This window comes from Marinobacter sp. LV10MA510-1, from assembly GCF_002563885.1.
Taxonomy (GTDB): domain Bacteria; phylum Pseudomonadota; class Gammaproteobacteria; order Pseudomonadales; family Oleiphilaceae; genus Marinobacter.
In genome coordinates this window covers 2,917,876-2,935,963 of record NZ_PDJA01000001.1, presented here as the reverse complement: position 1 = coordinate 2,935,963, position 18,088 = coordinate 2,917,876, and the positions used below count along the sequence as shown (strand labels likewise).

Here is an 18,088-nt window from a genome sequence, read left to right as displayed (position 1 = left end):
TTACCGGATCTGGACGCCCAGGGGCATTGCGCATTGTCCGCATAGGCGTTGGCCAAGGCTTTTTTGCGTCCTGTAATCGGTCGCAAAAGCAGGTAAAATGTCGCCCTTCATTTTTGTCGGCGCAGCGGGTATGGGTTTTTTGGTATTTGTTACTGTTCTCTGGGCGTTTTCGTTCAGTTTGATCGGCGAGTTTCTGGCGGGCAGGGTAGACAGCTACTTTGCCGTTCTTACCCGGGTGTTACTGGCGGCGCTGGTGTTTTTACCGCTTACCCGCTGGCGCGGTGTGCCTGATGGGCTGAAAAAAGGCATTCTGGTCAGCGGTATGCTGCAGTTTGGCATTACCTACGTGTGCCTGTACCAAGCTTTTAGCTATCTGTCGGTGCCAGAGGTACTGTTGTTTTCCATCTTCACCCCTCTGTACGTGACCCTGGCGGACGACGCCCTGAACCGGCGCTTTTCCCCGGCGGGGCTGGTGGCGGCCGCAGTGGCCACCCTGGGCGCCGGCGTTATTCGTTATGATGGCCTGAGTGAGGATTTCATCACCGGTTTTTTATTGCTGCAGGTGGCCAATATCACCTTTGCCGCGGGCCAGGTGGGCTACAAACACGTGATGGCACGCTACCCCCTGCCCATTCCGCCCTGGCGCACCTTTGGTTATTTTTTCTTTGGCGCTTTAATTGTGGCGCTGCCGTCGTTCCTGATTTTCGGCAACGCGGACAAGCTGCCCGCCACACCCACGCAGTGGGGCATTCTGGCCTGGCTCGGGCTGGCGGCATCGGGCCTGGGTCTGTTTCTGTGGAACCGTGGCGCCTGCTACGTTGACGCCGGCACCCTGGCGGTGATGAATAATGCCCTGGTGCCTGCCGGTTTATTGGTGAATCTGCTGATCTGGAACCGCGACGCAGATATTCCGCGCCTGGCTGTGGGCGGCGCTATTATTCTGGCGTCTTTGTGGCTGAACTCGTGGTTACGGGTTCGCTGGAGCGGGGCTGAAGGCAGAATCTGAGCAATTGGCTGGCATCAGCTGGCCAGTGCTGGCAAAATTCCGCCACAAGAGTCCTAGCCTGAACCAGGGCGATCCTTTTTAAACTCATTCTTTAGCCCAAAGCACAGGACAAGAACATGACTCAGTCGAAAACGACCTCGGGCAGCAACACAGGTTTGTCCCGTGGTCTCTGGTCCTCCCGCTTCGCCTTTATTCTGGCGGCAACCGGCTCTGCCGTTGGCCTTGGCAACATTTGGAAATTCCCTTATGTAACCGGTGAGAACGGCGGTGGTGCCTTTGTACTGGTGTACTTATTGTGCATCGCTGTTATCGGTGTCCCGATCATGATGGCGGAGGTGTTCATTGGCCGCAACGGTCGCCACAACCCCATCACCAGCATGCGCCTGGTGGCCGAGCGTAACCTGAAATCGCCAGCCTGGCGCATTTCGGCGGTGATCGGCATGATCGCGGCTTTTGCCATTCTGTCGTTCTATTCGGTGATTGGTGGCTGGGCGGCGTCTTACGTTGGCCATGCGGCCATGGGCGACTTTACCGGTGGCACTGCGAAATCCATTGGTGATCTGTTCGGCGGTCTGTTGGCCAGCCCTGTGCAGCTGCTGGCTTGGCACACTGTGTTTATGGCACTGGTGATACTGGTGGTGTCGCAGGGTCTGAAGAGTGGCCTGGAGCGCGCCGTGACCATTCTAATGCCGGCGTTGTTCCTGCTGTTGCTGGTTGCGGTGGGTTATGCCACGACGACCGGCCATTTCGGCGAAGCCGTCAGTTTTTTGTTTACGCCAGACTTTTCAAAACTAACCATTGAGGGTGTTCTGATTGCTCTGGGCCACGCGTTCTTTACCCTCAGTCTTGGTATGGCCATTATGATGGCCTACGGTTCCTACCTCGGTAACGATGTTCCGGTGGGCCGTACTATGGTTACCGTAGCCTTGATGGACACCGTGGTCGCTCTGCTGGCTGGCTTGGCCATTTTTCCGGTGGTCTTTGCTAATGGTCTCGAGCCCAGCGCCGGCCCCGGGCTGATTTTCCAGACCTTACCGCTGGCGTTCGGCAACATGCCGATGGGCGGCCTGTTTGGCACACTGTTCTTTGTGTTGCTGCTGTTTGCTGCCTGGACGTCCGGCATCTCGCTGCTGGAGCCGGTGGTGGAATGGGCGGAAGAAAATACCAATATGAACCGCACCGGCAGTGCCATTGTGGTGGGCATACTGTGCTGGTTGTTAGGTATCGCCTCGATTCTGTCGCTGAACGTGTGGTCAGATGTGGCTCCGCTGGGTATGTTCGCAGCGTTTGAAGGCAAAACCATTTTTGACCTGTTGGACTACTTCACCGCCAACGTCCTGCTGCCGCTGTCGGGCTTGCTAACCGCCATCTTTGTCGGTTGGTTTGTGGCGAAAGAGTCGCTGAAAGCAGACCTGAATTTGCACGGTGCCACTTTTGCGCTGTGGCTGAATCTGCTGCGTTATGTAACGCCCGTCGCGGTTGTGATTGTATTTGTTTACAACCTGTTAGGGTAATTAGCGGAAGAAAGAGAAAGCCCGGAAGGCGGCGATGCTTTGCGGGCTTTAATCGGCCGTTTTAATTGAAGGGGATAGGCCGAGACGATTACAATGAAATGGCCAGGCAGGGGCAAAACGCAAGACCTTACCCCTTCACCTGACCGGTAGGCTCCCAGTCGATTTGACGGGCACTCATTCTGTACAGATTTCAGCCCTATTGAGCCAGTTTTCACTTACTCAATGAATTTCTCAATCACGCTATCCGCTCCAATAAGAGGAATAATGCGGACCAAAACCTGATCCATCACGCCGGTTTCAGCCTTGGTGATGAAATTAGCCTTACGGTCTTTCCAAGACAGCGTTTGAATGAGGCTTGAAGCAACCACAGAAGGCTTATCCAAGTTACCTACAGCAACCTCTGTCGTGGTGCCGCGAATGCTGGTACTAATCGGGCAACAAATCAGGAGTCCGGTCTGCTTGTTGTACTGCTTCGACGATAGCACCAGTGCTGGCCTATATTTGCCGACCTCTTTGCCTTTGATCGGCTCGAAATCCAGCCAGATGATTTCATTGCGATCAGGGATGTACTGTGCCATTAAACCCCCATTTCAGCAGCTGAGGGTTCAGCAATTTCATCAGCATGAGCGCCGTGAGCATCGAGTCCAACGAGCAGGTCTGCCTCGGAAAACGGTAAATTGATCTTGCGTGAAGCTTTCTCCACTGCCTCGATAACAATCTTCCCTGCCTTTACATCAATGCGGATAGGGCTGGATACGTCCAGCCTTGCTTGAGCTAAGATTTTACTGGAAAGTCGAACAGCAGCACTGTTACCCCAACGCTTAACTTCACTTTGCATAAAAACTTCCTAGGTTTTTGTAGCTACGAATGTATCTACTTTAATTCGTGGTCATGCGCGTGTCAACAACTGTATCTACATTTCACGCGGAGATACGCGGAGATGCGGGGTCAGGTCTTGCGTTTTGCCTCTCGAATAATCCGGCTTATGCGAGAACAATGCACTCGGAAATTCCAGTCGTAGCGATCTGGCAATTTCCTGGTTCCTTCTGTCGTTCTAATTGAGGCGGGAAAGGCCGAGACGATTACAACGAAGTGGCAAAGCAGGGGCAAGACGCAAGACGCAAGACGCAAGACCTTATCCCGTCACTAAGAAGCCTTTTACCCTAGCTCCAGGTGCGAAGCTGCCAAGCTGTCAGGTTCTAACTTTCTCTTGGCGCGGAGATGCGGGGTCAGGTCTTGCGTTTTGCCTCTCGAATAATCCGGCTTATGCGAGAACAATGCACTCGGAAATTCCAGTCGTAGCGATCTGGCAATTTCCTGGTTCCTTCTGTCGTTCTAATTGAGGCGGGAAAGGCCGAGACGATTACAACGAAGTGGCAAAGCAGGGGCAAGACGCAAGACGCAAGACGCAAGACCTTATCCCGTCACTAAGAAGCCTTTTACCCTAGCTCCAGGTGCGAAGCTGCCAAGCTGTCAGGTTCTAACTTTCTCTTGGTGGCCTGCGGTGACCGGTTTGTGACGTTTTCGGGTTAGACTGAAAACCGTAACCTCTTAGGCCTGCAGTCCAGACAAACGAGCCCCAGCACCATGACACGCAGCGTACTGATTATTGAAGACAACCCCGCCATCGCCGAACTGGTGAGTATGCAGGTGAGCGACCTGGGCATGACACCAGTGCTGGCGAACCGCGGCGATGATGGTCTGGCACGTTTTCGCCAAGGTGGCATCGATCTGGTGGTTCTGGACCTGATGCTGCCGGGCCTTGATGGCCTGGCGGTGTGCCGTGAAATCCGCACCGCGCCAGATTACGTGCCGGTGCTGATGCTGACCGCTAAAAGCACCGAGCTGGACCGCGTGCTGGGGCTGGAAATGGGCGCCGACGATTACCTGATCAAGCCTTTTAGTGTGGCCGAGCTGGGCGCCCGTATAAAAGCTCTGTTTCGTCGCGGAGACGCCTTTTCGGCACGCGCAACAGTCACGCCAGAAAGTCGCGTAATTGAGGTTGACGGTCTGCGTATAGACTCGTCGCGGCGGCGGGTATTTGTAAAGGATGCCGAGGTAGAACTGACCGCCCGCGAATTCGATCTGCTTTGGCACTTCGCCAGCCATCGCGGCCGGGTGTTCAGCCGCGCTCAGCTATTGGATGCTGTGTGGGGCTACAACCACCAGGGTTACGAACATATGGTGAATACCCACATCAACCGTTTGCGTAACAAAATCGAAACCGATCCCGCCGAACCGCTCTATGTGCAAACGGTATGGGGTGTTGGTTACAGGTTCCAGGACTGACCATGGCTCTACCTCTGTTGCGAACACTCTACGCCCGCCTGGCCTTGGGTCTTTTTCTGCTGTTGCTGGTCATTGGCACCTTGTTCAGCGCCCTGAGTTTTTACTCGGTTCGTGAATACAGTGCCGCAGTAAACCACCAGCTCAACCGTGATTTGGCCAGTCGTTTAGTCGCTGACCGTAATCTGGTAAGCGGTGATCAAATCAACCATCGCGAGCTGGAACGCCTGTTTGATCTGTACATGAGCATCAATCCCAGCATTGAAATCTACCTGTTGGACTTACAGGGCAAGATAGTTTCGTTTTCTGCCAATCCCGACAAGATCAAGCGCAATCAAGTGTCTTTGCAGCCAATTCAGACCTTGCTGACCAATCCTGACGTGTACCCATTGCCCGGCGACGACCCCCGCAGCCACGATCGCCGCAAAGTGTTCTCGGTGACGCCCGTGCCCAGCGCGGACAACCCGAGTGGTTACCTCTATGTAGTGCTGCGAGGTCAGCAGTACGATTTTGCCGAAAGCATGGTGCACAGCAACCGCTTGCTAAAAATGGCCGCGGGCGCGCTGACCTTGAGCCTGGCGGTTGGTTTGCTGGCAGGGTTGGTGTTTTTCCGCCTGCTGACCCGGCGGTTAACCCGGCTGACCGCGCGGGTTGAAGGCTTTGAGGCAAAAACGGATAGGGATTTAGAGCCCCAGGCGCCGCAGGTGCCCGGCGAACGGGGTGATGATCTGGATTACCTGAGCCTGCGCTTTGACGCCATGGCACATCGTATTGCGGGTCAGCTTGAACTGTTGAAAGATAAAGACCATCAGCGCCGCCAGCTTGTAGCTCAGGTATCACACGATTTACGCACGCCTTTGGCCGCTGTGCAGGGCTACCTGGAAACCCTAAGCCTAAAACAGGACACCCTGGATCTTGATCAGCGCCGTCGTTTTCTGGCGATTGCCTTGGGGGAAACCCGCCGCCTTGGTCAATTGGTAGACGAACTGTTCGAGCTGGCTGCTCTGGATGCCCGTGAAAAGCAGCCTAACCCTGAATGCTTCATGGTGGCCGAGCTGGTGCACGACGTGGTGCAAAAGCACACCCCTGGCGCCGGGCAGAATAGCGTAAGCCTGAGTATTGGGACGGTTGAGCCCGCCATGGTAAACGCCGATATTGCGATGACCGAGCGGGTCCTGGATAACCTGATCAGCAATGCCGTCAACCACTCACCGGCGGGCACTAAAGTGCGGGTGAGCGTAGCGGCAGACGCAACCGGTGTGAGTATTTACGTGGCAGACTCCGGCCCGGGCATTGATGAACAGGCCCTGGCACACATTTTCACCCCGTTCTATCAGGCGCCTGGCGCTAACCGCAGCGGCCACGCCGGGCTTGGGCTGGCCATAGCGCGGCGTATGGCAGAACTGCAGCAGGGCCACATAACGGTGCACAATCGCCCCGCTGGCGGCGCGGAATTTTTATTCTGGCTGCCTTTGGCCGACGAAAAACAATCCACGCCGTTATAAATTCGTAACACTATAGGAACGTTTTGGTGATCCCTCAGGTTTAGGATGATCATCGAACACTACTTTTCAGGAGCTCTTTTATGAATCGCAAATTTCAAGCTGTGCTTGTTGCGGTTGTTATAGCGGCCAGCGGCGCGTTTTACGCAGCCTTTGCCTCCGCTGAGAAGAACACCGCTGTGAGCAACCCCTATGCGCCTGCTGACCCGAACCTGGCCGTGGCAACTGTGGCCGGTGGCTGTTTCTGGTGTGTGGAATCCGGTTACGAGAAAATCCCCGGCGTGGTAGAGGCGGTTTCCGGCTACGCTGGCGGTGAAACCCCAGACCCGACCTATCGCTCGGTGTCTTCTGGCGGAACCGGCTATACCGAAGCTGTACAGGTATATTACGACCCGCAGCAGATTACTTATGAAGGGCTATTGCAGGGCTTGTGGCGAATGATGGACCCGACCGATGATCAGGGCCAGTTCGTGGACCGCGGTACCCAGTATCGCCCAGCCATTTTCTACCACAGCCAAGAAGAAAAGCAGAAAGCGGAAGCGGCTAAAAAAGCCCTGCAGGAATCCGGCGTGTACGACAACCCGGTGGTGATCGAGATAGTTCCGGCGGGCACTTTTTACCCGGCAGAAGACTATCATCAGGATTACTACAAAAAGAATCCGGTGCGCTACAAGCTCTACACCTTCAACTCTGGCCGTTATCAGTTTATTGAAAGCGTGTATGGCAAAGACTACGAGCTGGACTTCAGCCAGTTCAAGCCGGCTGCCAATAGCAGCGGCAACGCGGGCGCAGACCAGAACGCGGAACAAGCATCTGGCGCCAGTGCGGGGTTCAACCCGGAGGCTTTTGTAAAGCCGCAGCAAGATGAGCTGAAAAAGTTACTCAGCAGCGTTCAGTACAACGTGACTCAGGAAGACGGCACCGAGCGCCCGTTTAACAACGCCTACTGGGATAACAAAGAGCCCGGGCTTTATGTAGACGTGGTATCCGGCGAGCCGCTGTTTTCTTCCCGTGATCAGTACAAGTCTGGCACCGGCTGGCCCAGCTTTACCCGCCCGCTGGACCAGGCAATGGTGAAGGAGCATGAAGATCGCGGCTTCTTTACGACTCGCGTTGAAATTCGCAGCAACTATGCAGATTCCCACTTAGGGCACGTGTTTGATGACGGCCCGGCTCCTACCGGCAAGCGTTACTGCATGAACTCAGCGTCTATGCGTTTCATTTCGCTGGCGCAGATGGCCGATGCTGGCTACGGCGATTTTATTGGCGCGGTAGAACCCGTTAACTGAGCTTTTTAGCCAGACGCCATGTTCAGGCGTGACATCAAAGCCACAGATCGCTCACCGGTGTTTGCGCACCAAAATGGTGGGCGATTTGTGCTTGTAGCAACTCTGCGGTGGCAATGGCGTCCATCAGGGCGTTGTGCGCGGCATAGTGGGGCAATCCATAACGTAAACGGCTGTCTGCCAGGCGAATAGACAGCGGTTTTTGGCCCCGCCAGCTTTGCCAAAAGGTGGGCCGGCGGTCTGGGTGCAGGTGCGCTTCTATGGCCATAGTATCCAGCAGCGGAAACTGAATCCCCTCCTGCAACCGGTAGCGCAAAGCCACATCCAGAAACGGCCGTTCGATATCGCGGTAATGCACCACCGGCAAGCGCCCCGCCAGACATTCCAGTAACTCTGGCAAAATGTCGGCCAGATCTGGCGCCTGCTCCAGGTCGGCGTGGGTAATACCGTGAATCGTTACTGAGGTCTGATGTAAAGCAAGCCTCGGCTTCACCAGCCAGTGGCGGGCACCGCTGAGCTGTATACCCTCCAGAGTAAAGGGGACTAGACCTATGCTTATGATGGAGTGTTCAGTGGCGCTTAACCCGGTGGTTTCAAAGTCCATCGCCACCATCGGCACCTGTGATAAAGGCCTATTCGCGTCGCAGCAGCCGGCCTGGTAAAAAGCCTTCAACAAGGGGTTGTTAGTGGCCTCTGTCAGGGCCTGATAACGGTCGGGCCAGGGCACATTGGCAAAGGGCTGGGACGGCGGGGTATCCATTTCTTCAAGAGACATTGCGAGCAATCTGCGCGTTGTAGCGATACTTCAGAAATTTCTGGGCGTTACTGAGCACCTGAAAAGCGTCTTTCAGGTGGCTCCGCTCGAAAGGCGAAAGATCCTGCGGGCGCACGTTATTGTCCGGCTCGCGCCCGGCTTCAATAGCCAGCGCCTGATGGCGAATACGTACAATGGCGATAAACTCCAAAGCATCCCGCAGATTACCAATGCCGTCGTCCAGAATCAGGCGGGTTTTGCCGATGGCTTCCAGGCGCTCGAACGAATTCTGGGCCTTGGAGCCACAAGCCAGTGCGTGTATGCGAATAAGGTCTGACAGCGGCGCCGTGCCACGGCGTTTCAGATTAAAGGTCTTGCTGTGCTTGCCATGCTTACCGTCTTCTTCCATCACGAAATTACGGAAGAAACCCAAAGGTGGCGTACGATTCAAAGCATTGCGCGCCATCATTGCCAAAAAGCGCTGGCTGTTTGACGCCTTTTGCGCTACCAAAGTTTTTAGCTGCTCGGCAAAATCGGTTTCCCCGTAAATACCGTCAAGATCAAAAAAGATATTGCTATTAAGCAGGGCCCGGGCCTGGGGGTTATCAATCCAGTCGCTAAAGTAAGCTTTCCAAACTTTCAGCGGTTGGCGCCAGCGTTCATTGGTGGCCATGATGTCACCCGTGCAGTAGGTGTAGCCGCACTCGGCCAAACCGTCGCTGGCAAATTTCGCCAGTTCCAGAAAATAAGCGTCGTGTTCCTCCGCTACAAAGCTGTCGTCCAGAATCATGGCGTTGTCTTGATCGGTCACCACCAGTTGTTCATCACGCGCCATAGATCCCAGGGCCATAAAGCAGTAGGGCACGGGTGGTGGTCCCAGCTTTTCCTCGCCCAGTTCCAGCAGCCGTTGGGTGAAGCTACGGCCAATACCCGCCATGGCACTGCCAATCATGTGCGAGTTGGCGTCTTCATTCACCATGCGCACGAAGCTGTCGCGTACTTCCAGGCTGATTTTCTTCAGGCCTTTTACGTTGATTTGGTGGTAAATATCACTGACCAGATAAAGGCTGCTCTGGCTTTCATATTTCACGATGTCAGACAGCGCGATCACGCCGCGCACTTCGTGATCGTCCATCACCGGCAAATGGTGCACGTTATTGTGCAACATGGTCAGCATGGCTTCAAAAATATAGTGGCTGGCCGGTATGGTGATCAGCCCTTCGGTCATAATATCGCTGATCGGTGTTTCCGACGGTAGGGCCTCCGTCACCGCCCGAATGCGAAGGTCACGATCGGTAATAATACCTTTTAGCCGCGCTTGGTCGCCTTCGCCGTCCATCAGCAGCAGCGCCGATACGCTGTTTTCAGTCATGATTCGGGCCGCTTCCTGCAGCCTTACGGTATAAGGTGCAGACACGGTTTTGCGTGAAATCAGCCGGCTTACCCGCGAGGTCATCAGCTGGTTGGACTTTTCCCGGCGCGATACCGCGGAGCGCAGGCGGCTGCGGTCTTCAATTTCCACGTAATCCGCAAAACCCTCGTCCTGTTCGAACAGATAGTGGAAGGTCTCTGCCGGAATACGGTAAATCAGGCTGTCTTCAAGTACGGTAGCCGGAAAACGCACGTGTTTGTTCATCAGCAGGCCAAATTGGCCGAAGATTTCACCCTCACCAATCCGGTTATACAGTTCGCCCGAGCGTCGAAAAATCTCCACCGCGCCGCTGCGCACGTAATACAGCGCCTTGCTGGGATCGTTGATGCGCAAAAGCTCGGTGCCGGCACGGGCGTAAACAATCTCGATGGTTTCGGTAACACGGTTAACCAGCTCCTCCGGCATTTCGTTGAACGGCGAATGCTGTAAAAGGTGGTTACGAATGTCGATCAGTTCAGCCTGCATGCAGCCCCCGGATTGGATTGAGTAGTGCCTGGCCAAAACTATAGCAGAAAGCACTGATTGATCGTGGGTGATGGCGCGAAAACGACAAGCGGTGCTGGACGCAGCCATGAACCTGCTTACTTTCGCCGGCTTGAAGCCGGATCGCTTGCCCGATGGAGTCACACTTCTCAGGCCTGGCATTTTCATCGCTTTCCCTGGCCAACCTGGCTTGCAGGGTGCTCTCTACAAGCCCCGTCCTTCAGGGCGGGGTAGTTGACCAGCATCGTTGCGTTATAATGTCATGCCCACTTCAATACGATAGCCTAAATCTACCACTTTCTGCGTTAGCGACTCACCGCGAATACGCGCTAGCAGCTCTCTCGCTGCCGCTTCGCCGATGGCCTGACGTGGAGTGACTACGCTGGCCAATCGGGGCGTCATAACCTGCCCAACATCGTGGCCGTGAAAGCCAGCCAACGCCATGCGTCCAGGCACGTCTACGCCGCGTCGCTGGCACTCGAAATAGGCTCCTACCGCGACGTCATCGTTGGTGCAGAAAACGCCATCTGCCGTTGGGTAATCGGCAACGACCTGTTGAAGCAGCGCTGCCCCCACGCTGTATGAAGAGTGCTGGGTGCTTTGCAGGGTGACGGGCGTTAATCCGTGCTTTTCCATGGCGCGGCGATAGCCCCGCTCGCGTTGTCGGGTACGCTCATCCAAGCGTACTGCCAGGTAAATCACCTGGCGTCGCCCGCGGCGAATCATCTCGCTAACCATATCGAACGCGGCTTGAACGTTGTCATAGCCCACCGCCTGCTGCAGCGGAGGACGGTGGGTGTCCATGATTTCAACAATCGGGATACCGGCGGTTTCCAGCATGCGCAGGCTGCGTGGGGTATGGTCACGATCGGACAAAATCACCCCGTCTACGTTATAAGAAAGCAGCGAGGCCAAACTACGCTCCTCAAGCTCGGGGCTATAACCGTAGTGAGAAAGCATCAGGTGATAGCCCGCCGGCTCCGTTAGCGTCTCTATGCCAACAATGACATCGGCAAATACCTGGTTGGTGAGAGACGGTACCAGCACTCCTATCGAATGGCTGGTTGCTTTAGAGAGCAAGTCAGGCGCACGATTTGGAATATAACCAATTTGTTCAGCAATCAAGAAAATGCGATCACGAAGGCCTTCCGAGACCGTTTCAGAGTCGCGCAGGCAGCGGCTTACCGTCATTTTGGTAGCCCCTACATGGTCGGCGATATCCTGTAGAGTCGGGCGTTTTTTCTTCAAAAGGGTAACTCCAATGCCTATCTCTCCCTGTAGCTTGGCGTGGGGCCAGGTAGCGCCAACGTGGCATAAAATTGATCAACGATTTCCTTGGGCGACAAAGAAATCGAAGCGTTGAAAGCTTCCTTGTCACCGGGGGGCTCCAGATCGGCCAGTTGACTGGCCAACATGGTATCGCCTTTGAAAAAGTGGCCTGCACGGGTTTCCAAACGATGCATCAGTAGCTCCCGACGGCCCTCTAAATAAAGAATATGCAGCGCCGGGTCACCTTCGCGCAAACGGTCGCGATAACGTTTTTTCAACCCTGAACAGGCAATCACCAGCGATAAATCCTGCCTTTGATAGCCTGCCAATAACGCCGCCAGCGTATCCAGCCACTCGCTCCGGTCATTGTCATTGAGCGGTGTGCCGCTGGCCATTTTAGCAACATTGGCGGGTGAATGGTGATCGTCACCGTCAATAAACGTCGCCCCCGCGATTAGCGCCAACTGACGGCCAATATGCGACTTACCCGAGCCGGACACACCCATCACTAAAATACGATGCGAGAGGGTCTTCACAGAAGCTCTCCTATTAATTGCCGCGCACCGCGGTCAGGTCAGGCAGCCAGGTAACGATGTCCGGGACGGCAATCAGAATCACCAGCACGACGAGAAGTGCAGCGTAATAAGGCAACATGGCTTTGACTAGAGACTCCATGGAGACCTTGCCCACGCCGCAACCTACGTAAAGGCAGGTGCCCACCGGCGGAGTTAATAGCCCAATGCCTAAGATAAACGCCATCAGTACGCCAAAGTAGGCCGCATCGACGCCCACTGAGGTCACAATAGGCGCCAGCATGGGCGCCATGATCACCATCGCTGGGGTTAAGTCCATTACAAAGCCAATTAACAGCAGCAAAAAGGCAACAATTAATAGCAGCAGAAATGGGTCTTGAGTGATCGTCTTGACTTGGCCGACCAGGGTTTGCGGCACCATATTGATGGTTAAAAACCAGGCAATCACCGTTGCAAACGCCAGCAGCATCATCACCATGCCGGTCAAACGGGCAGTGCGAATCAGCATGCCGCCTAGCTCTTTGAGCTTGAATTCACGATAAACCACCAGCGAAATAGCCAGCGCATAGAGCAGTGCTGCTACGGCGGCTTCCGTGGCAGTAAAAACGCCGCCGATAATACCGCCAATCACAATGATCGGCAGCACTAATGCAAGCCAGGCCGCTTTAAAAGCCTTCCAGAGACGATCCCAACGGAACTTTCGCACACCGCCGCCTTGCTTGGTGGCGAGAATATACGTGGTCACCATCAGCGCAAAGCCAATCAGTAATCCTGGAATAATACCGGCGATGAATAGGCGGCTGATGGACGTTTCGGTGACGATACCGTACAAAATGAGAGGAATTGACGGCGGAATAATGATCCCGATCACCGATGACACGGTATTGATTGCTGTGGCATTGGCTGCGGTGTAACCCTGCTCTTTCATCGAAGGAATCATCATCGCGCCGGTGGCCGCCGTATCAGCCACCGCTGAACCACTGATGCCGCCGAAGAACATTGACCCGGTGATGGCTACCTGCCCCAACCCGCCACGCATAAAGCCGACCAGCGCGCCAGCCAACTCCATCAAACGGCGAGCGATGCCGCCATGACTCATCACCTCACCCATTAAAATAAAGAACGGGATCGCCAGCAATGGAAAGCTGTTAACACCGCGAATAGACTGCTCGATCATGATCGACAGCGGAATATCAGAGAGTACCGCCATCACCAGCGCCGCCACGCCTAAGCCAAAGGCAATGGGTAGCCCAATAACAATAGAGACCAATAAAATAGCCAGAAAAATCCATAGCATGATTAACCTTCCCGCTCTGGGCGGCGAATTACGTTCAGGCTGACCCACATCCGCCAAATCGATACCGCCGCAATAAAGATGACGCATAGCACCAGCGAAAGGCTGATAAAACTCAGCGGCACGTCCATAATCGCCGAACGTCCACTTGAACGCGTCAGCACTTGGTAACCACCCCAAATCATCACCACCATCAGGCCGGTAATAATCAAGTGCTGCAGGAGATAAAGCATATGCGCCGTGCGCAGCGGCAGGCGCCGCACCAGTGCGTCGACGGCAATGTGCTCATAGCGGGAAAACGCCGCGGCGGCGCCGATAAATACCAGCCATATAAACAGCATACGTGCCAGCTCATCTGCCCACGGCAGCGAGTTATTAAACAGCGCACGACCGACCACGTTGCAGGAAACGGACACAATCAACGCGACTAAAATGGCGCCGATCAGATACTCCATACCTAAGGTGAGCCAGCGAAACAGCGCCGGGCCTTGGTGGGTATCAGTATCGATTTCCAATAGCTTGCGGTTGGGGTCGTCCAGATACACCGATGGATCTTCGATCGGCGAGGGATCATCAGGGGGCGTAGAGGAGGGTGACATAGGAGCTCCAAGGGCACTGACACGTTGGGCAGGCACAATGCCTGCCCGATGGCGCGCTAAACCTAAGGTCTAGTTGCTGCTTTCTTCAGCAACCTTTTGAATGTCGGCGATCAGGTCTTCGCCAATGCGCGGAGCCCACTCTGCATAAACCGGCTGAACGGCGGTTTGGAAAGCGGCTAGCTGCTCATCATTCAGGCTGGTAATTTCCATGCCACGCTCTATTAGCTGGTCGCGCGACCAATCATCGTACTCAGCAGACAGCTGAATCTGGTATTTAGCGGACTGACGCGCTGCTTCCAGCACCAGTTCTTGATACTCGGGCGCCATACGGTCCCAGGTACGCTCGGAAAGCATCATAATGAATGGTGTATAGACGTGGCGTGTTTCAGTGCCATAATTCTGAACTTCGTTGAAGTTAGAGGACAGGATGGTGCTCCATGGGTTTTCCTGGCCATCAACGACGCCCTGCTCCATAGCGGAAAACAGCTCACCAAAAGCCATCGGCGTTGGGTTAGCGCCCAAGGCTTCCCATATAGCCAGGTGTACGGGGTTTTCCATCGTACGGACGCTTAATCCGCGCACATCCAGCCCTGCAACATCCTCAGGGCTAGCCACCGGGCGAGCGCTGTTAGAAAGCTGACGGTAACCGTTTTCAGAGAAGGTCAGGGCCTTTAAACCGGTGCCTTCAAAGGCGTCCAGCATGCCCTGGGCCACGTCGCTGCGCATGACAGCCACAGCGGCGTCACGATTAGGCAGTAGAAACGGCAAGTCGAAGGCAGCAAGCTCCTCAACGTAGCCCGTGGTTGCTGAGCTAGACGGATAGGTCATATCCAGCGTGCCCGTTTGCAGCATTTCCAGCATCTGTACGTCGTCGCCTAACTGGCTGTTAGGAAACACGTTAACGGTAATGCGGCCGTCAGTGCGCTGCTCCAGAATTTCGCCAAAGTATTGGCTGGAAATGAACTGCGGCGAGCTTTCAGAAAGGCCAATACCCATGCGTAGGGTATGCGAACCGTGGTCGCCGACTAACTCGTGCCTATCCATAAATGGGTGTTTTTTGAAAAAACACCCTGTTTTAATCTTTTCGTTCCGGTTCAAACTGATCCGGACTTCGTAGCGGCCCTTGACTGACCTGAATCGTTACTTCATGGTCTTTTATCTTGAATTTTCGCCGCAGGTTTCCACTGCGCTGCCCATAGGCTTACAGATATTTATCAGCCGACACCACCGTTGATCCTAGCCAGAGTCTAGCCAGAGTCTAGCCTCGCCAAACGCACCAGATTGTAGCTCAGAACCGATGACCAGACATAAGCCCTGAAACCATCGAGCCCTTTCCAGTTGACCTTCGATGCACCAAATGCCCTTTTGAGTTCTGAGATATTCCCTTCGACCCCTGCCCTGAAATGGCGTAATCGAACAAATGTTTTCGATTTAACGCCCATGGCATTAAGTGATAAACCAACCGGAGATCGTCGGCGACCAAGCGTAGTATTTCTGGGTATTGATCCAGTCGATTTGATAGCGCCCGAAGTCGAGCTCCAAATTCGTGTTTTGAGTAGTTTTCAAATATGCTTGCCTGAGCAATGCGGGTTTTTCGCATGCGGAATCCTCTTGTTTTTTTGGTTATTCTTCGTACCTTTAACTTAACAAGTTCAAGAGGATTTTTTAATACATTTCTAAAATATTTCATTATTTTTCAAAATGTTACAAATTTATGGATAGGCACTAGCTGGGCTTTGAATTCTTGGATGTGTTGACGGCGTTTTCGATACGGGCGGGTTACGCTTAGGTTGTTCATAACAAGTGTCCACTAAGAAATAAGTGGACACTATCTTGACGTCTGCGGCGTCGGGCTCAAGATGGGTTTACCAGACGCTTACGCTCCATCGTTGATAAAAATTATTCCTATATCGCTGTGCAGATATTTATCTAACGATTCGCACTTTTTGACGACCGGAGTTTTTCAACAATTAACGAAAGCTAGTGAACGCGTTAGTCATCAGACCACATAAACTGTCCGATTTTGGACAGCGTGAACCAGACAGAATTAAGTATATTGCTTACTGCGGTCTTGGTGAGTACGCTTATGGAACTGGAACTTAGTGCAGCGATCATTTTGGTCAAATTCGGACATTTGAAACCAGACGGCATTGTGCCCAGAATCGGTTTCAATCGTACAACTAACGGTTTAAACAGGGTTTTCTTGAAGTGCCGACAGGATAAGTAGATACCTGAATCATCTCGCTTTAAACCGATTGCTCCCAATCTAAAACGCAGCCAGGAGATGCCCTCCGAAGGCAGTGGTCACAGGTTCGAATCCTGTCTTTTGCCACGCACTATGCCGGCGACCCTGCCCGAGGACCGGCAAGCCGATGCTGTGGCCACTGAAGCGCACATCTTCGATTCGGTGACCAGAGCGTTCATGGCACGCATCAGCATTGAGCAGCAAGGCAAGAGCCATTTGCGTCGCCGAGCTTTCCCTGTCCGGCGCCCGCATGATCGATGCCCGCCGTGTATGTGCCGAAGCCGAAAGCCAGTTCCGTCAGGGCGCGGCTACAATAACGAAAATAAGGGGTTACATGGCCGACGCGATCACGGTTCTCATAGTGGACGACATGGAGGACGCTCGCTGGACCCTTTCCACCTTCGTTCGGAAAGTGGGCTTTGTGCCGCTGCTGGCGGAGACCGGAAGAGACGCACTGGCGACCCTGTCAACGCAGAAGGTTGATGCAGTGTTGCTCGATGTTCGCCTGGGCGACCTGAGCGGCCATGAGGTACTGCAGGAAATCCGCAAGCGGTACGACACGCCTGTGATCATGCTCACAGGCTACGGGAATGTTCAGGATGCGGCGGCGTCACTCAGGCGCGGCGCCAATGACTACTTAACCAAGCCTTACGACCATCGGATGCTTGAACGGAGCTTGCGGCGCGTACTGGCGAATTCGATGGCTTGGCTCGGGCCAGAAAAACGTTCGGTGCCACGCGCTCTGGTGCAACCGGAAAGGGCAGAGACACTGGCGCGCCTGATTGAGTCCATGGGGGTGGGAACTAAAGCCCAGAGAGTTATTCATGCCGTGAAACACGTTGCCCCAACCGATTTGACGGTCTTATTACACGGGGAAACGGGGACCGGAAAGGAACTTGTGTCCCGGGCCATCCATGACCTCAGCGCCGGGAGGGGCGGGCCGTTTATCGCGTTGGACTGCGGCGCCATCCCCGAGTCGCTGATCGAGTCCGAGCTCTTTGGGCATAAGAAAGGGGCGTTCACGGGGGCTGTTGAATCCCACCCTGGAGTGTTCGACTTAGCCCAGGGGGGAACCCTTTTCCTCGACGAAATCAGCAGTCTTCCGCTACTGATGCAAACCCGTCTCATGCGGGTCGTCGAGGCCCGGGAGTTTCGAAGGATTGGCGGAACGCACACGCGCCGGCTAACTGCCCGAATCATTGCATCGAGCAATGTGAGTCTTGAACAGATGATTCAAAAGAAGGAATTCCGTTCGGATCTCTATTACCGGCTCAACGAATACCCTGTAGTTCTTCCACCTCTGCGCGAACGCAAAGAGGATATCCCCGATCTGGTCCGACACTTCTTGGGCATTGAGCGCCGAGAACATCGCACGTCCGTCACCGGCATTTCGGAAGAAGGTTTAGATTTACTCCAGCATCAGGACTGGCCGGGCAATGTCCGCGAGCTGCGCAATGCGATTCGCCACGCGCTGGTGCTGAATATGGATCAAAACGGCATGGTTACCGCCGATGCACTCTCCCAACACTTCGAGCTGTCCGGGAGGGCTCAAGACGATGACCGGGGCTATCCCTGTGGCCTTGGCCCAACACCCACACCGCAGACTTCCCGTAGCTTGTGCGACGCATCGTGTCCGCTCCACCCGGACGCCTTTCCGCAAGGGTCGGACGGACAGGTTCCGTTTAAGGATATCATCGACGCGGTACGCCACTCTGCAGAACAACAGATACTGTCCCGGATGTTGGAGCAGACAAATAACAATAAGGCATTGGCCGCCCGCCTACTTCAGATCGATTATAAGACGCTTTGCAGTAAATTGAAGTTTCACAAGATCTTAGGGAAACGCGATGTCTTTGTTTAACGTACGATATAGCCATCGAATTTT

At 54.4% G+C, this 18,088-nt stretch carries 15 protein-coding genes and 1 pseudogene; 6 read left to right on the top strand and 10 right to left on the bottom strand.

The features are described from left to right. Positions 1–130: 130 nt before the first annotated feature. Together ATI45_RS14035 and ATI45_RS14030 are read left to right on the top strand one after the other, a co-directional pair. Positions 131–1,006 carry a carboxylate/amino acid/amine transporter gene (locus ATI45_RS14035; protein ID WP_098421760.1) on the top strand — a complete coding sequence of 292 codons (876 nt, stop codon included), beginning with the start codon at positions 131–133 and terminating at the stop codon, positions 1,004–1,006. 116 nt (positions 1,007–1,122) lie between these two features. Beyond that, positions 1,123–2,520, top strand: a complete 1,398-nt coding sequence (locus ATI45_RS14030) for a sodium-dependent transporter (protein WP_098420103.1) — start codon at positions 1,123–1,125, stop codon at positions 2,518–2,520. Positions 2,521–2,735: 215 nt separating this feature from the next. Here the strand turns inward: ATI45_RS14030 and ATI45_RS14025 are convergent, their stop codons facing one another. Both ATI45_RS14025 and ATI45_RS14020 read right to left on the bottom strand, forming a co-directional pair. Next, positions 2,736–3,098, bottom strand: a complete 363-nt coding sequence (locus tag ATI45_RS14025) for a type II toxin-antitoxin system PemK/MazF family toxin (RefSeq protein ID WP_098420101.1) — start codon at positions 3,096–3,098, stop codon at positions 2,736–2,738. Beyond that, the gene (locus tag ATI45_RS14020; RefSeq protein WP_098420100.1) at positions 3,098–3,358 is read right to left on the bottom strand and encodes a MazF family transcriptional regulator; all 261 of its coding nucleotides are present in this window, start codon (positions 3,356–3,358) and stop codon (positions 3,098–3,100) included. Before ATI45_RS14020 ends, ATI45_RS14025 begins: the two co-directional genes overlap by 1 nt. Positions 3,359–4,107: 749 nt before the next feature. Between ATI45_RS14020 and ATI45_RS14015 the strand changes: the two genes are divergently transcribed. The 3 genes from ATI45_RS14015 to msrA all read left to right on the top strand — a co-directional run bounded on the left by ATI45_RS14015 (position 4,108) and on the right by msrA (position 7,597). Continuing rightward, complete coding sequence (locus tag ATI45_RS14015) at positions 4,108–4,809, top strand: response regulator transcription factor (protein ID WP_098420099.1); 702 nt, start codon at positions 4,108–4,110, stop codon at positions 4,807–4,809. A 2-nt stretch (positions 4,810–4,811) separates the two neighbouring features. Next, a complete protein-coding gene (locus tag ATI45_RS14010) occupies positions 4,812–6,311 on the top strand; it encodes an ATP-binding protein (protein ID WP_098420098.1) in 1,500 nt (499 codons plus the stop codon). Between the two features lie 80 nt (positions 6,312–6,391). Next, positions 6,392–7,597 (top strand): peptide-methionine (S)-S-oxide reductase MsrA, encoded by a 1,206-nt coding sequence (msrA, locus tag ATI45_RS14005; protein ID WP_098420096.1) that lies wholly within the window; start codon positions 6,392–6,394, stop codon positions 7,595–7,597. 34 nt (positions 7,598–7,631) lie between these two features. Here the strand turns inward: msrA and ATI45_RS14000 are convergent, their stop codons facing one another. The 8 genes and pseudogenes from ATI45_RS14000 to ATI45_RS13965 form a co-directional block, all read right to left on the bottom strand. After that, positions 7,632–8,369, bottom strand: a complete 738-nt coding sequence (locus ATI45_RS14000; RefSeq protein ID WP_098420095.1) for a 3'-5' exonuclease — start codon at positions 8,367–8,369, stop codon at positions 7,632–7,634. Next, complete coding sequence (locus tag ATI45_RS13995) at positions 8,359–10,245, bottom strand: putative nucleotidyltransferase substrate binding domain-containing protein (RefSeq protein WP_098420093.1); 1,887 nt, start codon at positions 10,243–10,245, stop codon at positions 8,359–8,361. The genes ATI45_RS14000 and ATI45_RS13995 overlap by 11 nt, the downstream gene beginning before the upstream one ends. 270 nt (positions 10,246–10,515) lie before the next feature. After that, positions 10,516–11,511, bottom strand: coding sequence for a gluconate operon transcriptional repressor GntR (gntR, locus tag ATI45_RS13990; RefSeq protein ID WP_098420091.1), 996 nt, complete (start codon positions 11,509–11,511; stop codon positions 10,516–10,518). Positions 11,512–11,528: 17 nt separating this feature from the next. Then, positions 11,529–12,068: a gluconokinase gene (locus tag ATI45_RS13985; protein WP_098420089.1), complete on the bottom strand. Its 540-nt coding sequence runs from the start codon at positions 12,066–12,068 to the stop codon at positions 11,529–11,531. Between the two features lie 13 nt (positions 12,069–12,081). Further along, complete coding sequence (locus ATI45_RS13980; protein ID WP_098420087.1) at positions 12,082–13,362, bottom strand: TRAP transporter large permease; 1,281 nt, start codon at positions 13,360–13,362, stop codon at positions 12,082–12,084. A 2-nt stretch (positions 13,363–13,364) separates the two neighbouring features. Beyond that, positions 13,365–13,958, bottom strand: a complete 594-nt coding sequence (locus tag ATI45_RS13975; protein ID WP_098420085.1) for a TRAP transporter small permease — start codon at positions 13,956–13,958, stop codon at positions 13,365–13,367. A 69-nt stretch (positions 13,959–14,027) separates the two neighbouring features. Then, on the bottom strand, positions 14,028–15,002 hold the full coding sequence (locus ATI45_RS13970) for a TRAP transporter substrate-binding protein (RefSeq protein WP_218926142.1): 975 nt from the start codon (positions 15,000–15,002) through the stop codon (positions 14,028–14,030). 203 nt (positions 15,003–15,205) lie between these two features. Then, positions 15,206–15,427: pseudogene (locus ATI45_RS13965) on the bottom strand (transposase); the annotation flags it as partial. Positions 15,428–16,396: 969 nt separating this feature from the next. Between ATI45_RS13965 and ATI45_RS13955 the strand changes: the two are divergent. Further along, positions 16,397–18,064, top strand: a complete 1,668-nt coding sequence (locus tag ATI45_RS13955; protein ID WP_143751165.1) for a sigma-54-dependent transcriptional regulator — start codon at positions 16,397–16,399, stop codon at positions 18,062–18,064. The last annotated feature ends 24 nt before the right edge of the window (positions 18,065–18,088 follow it).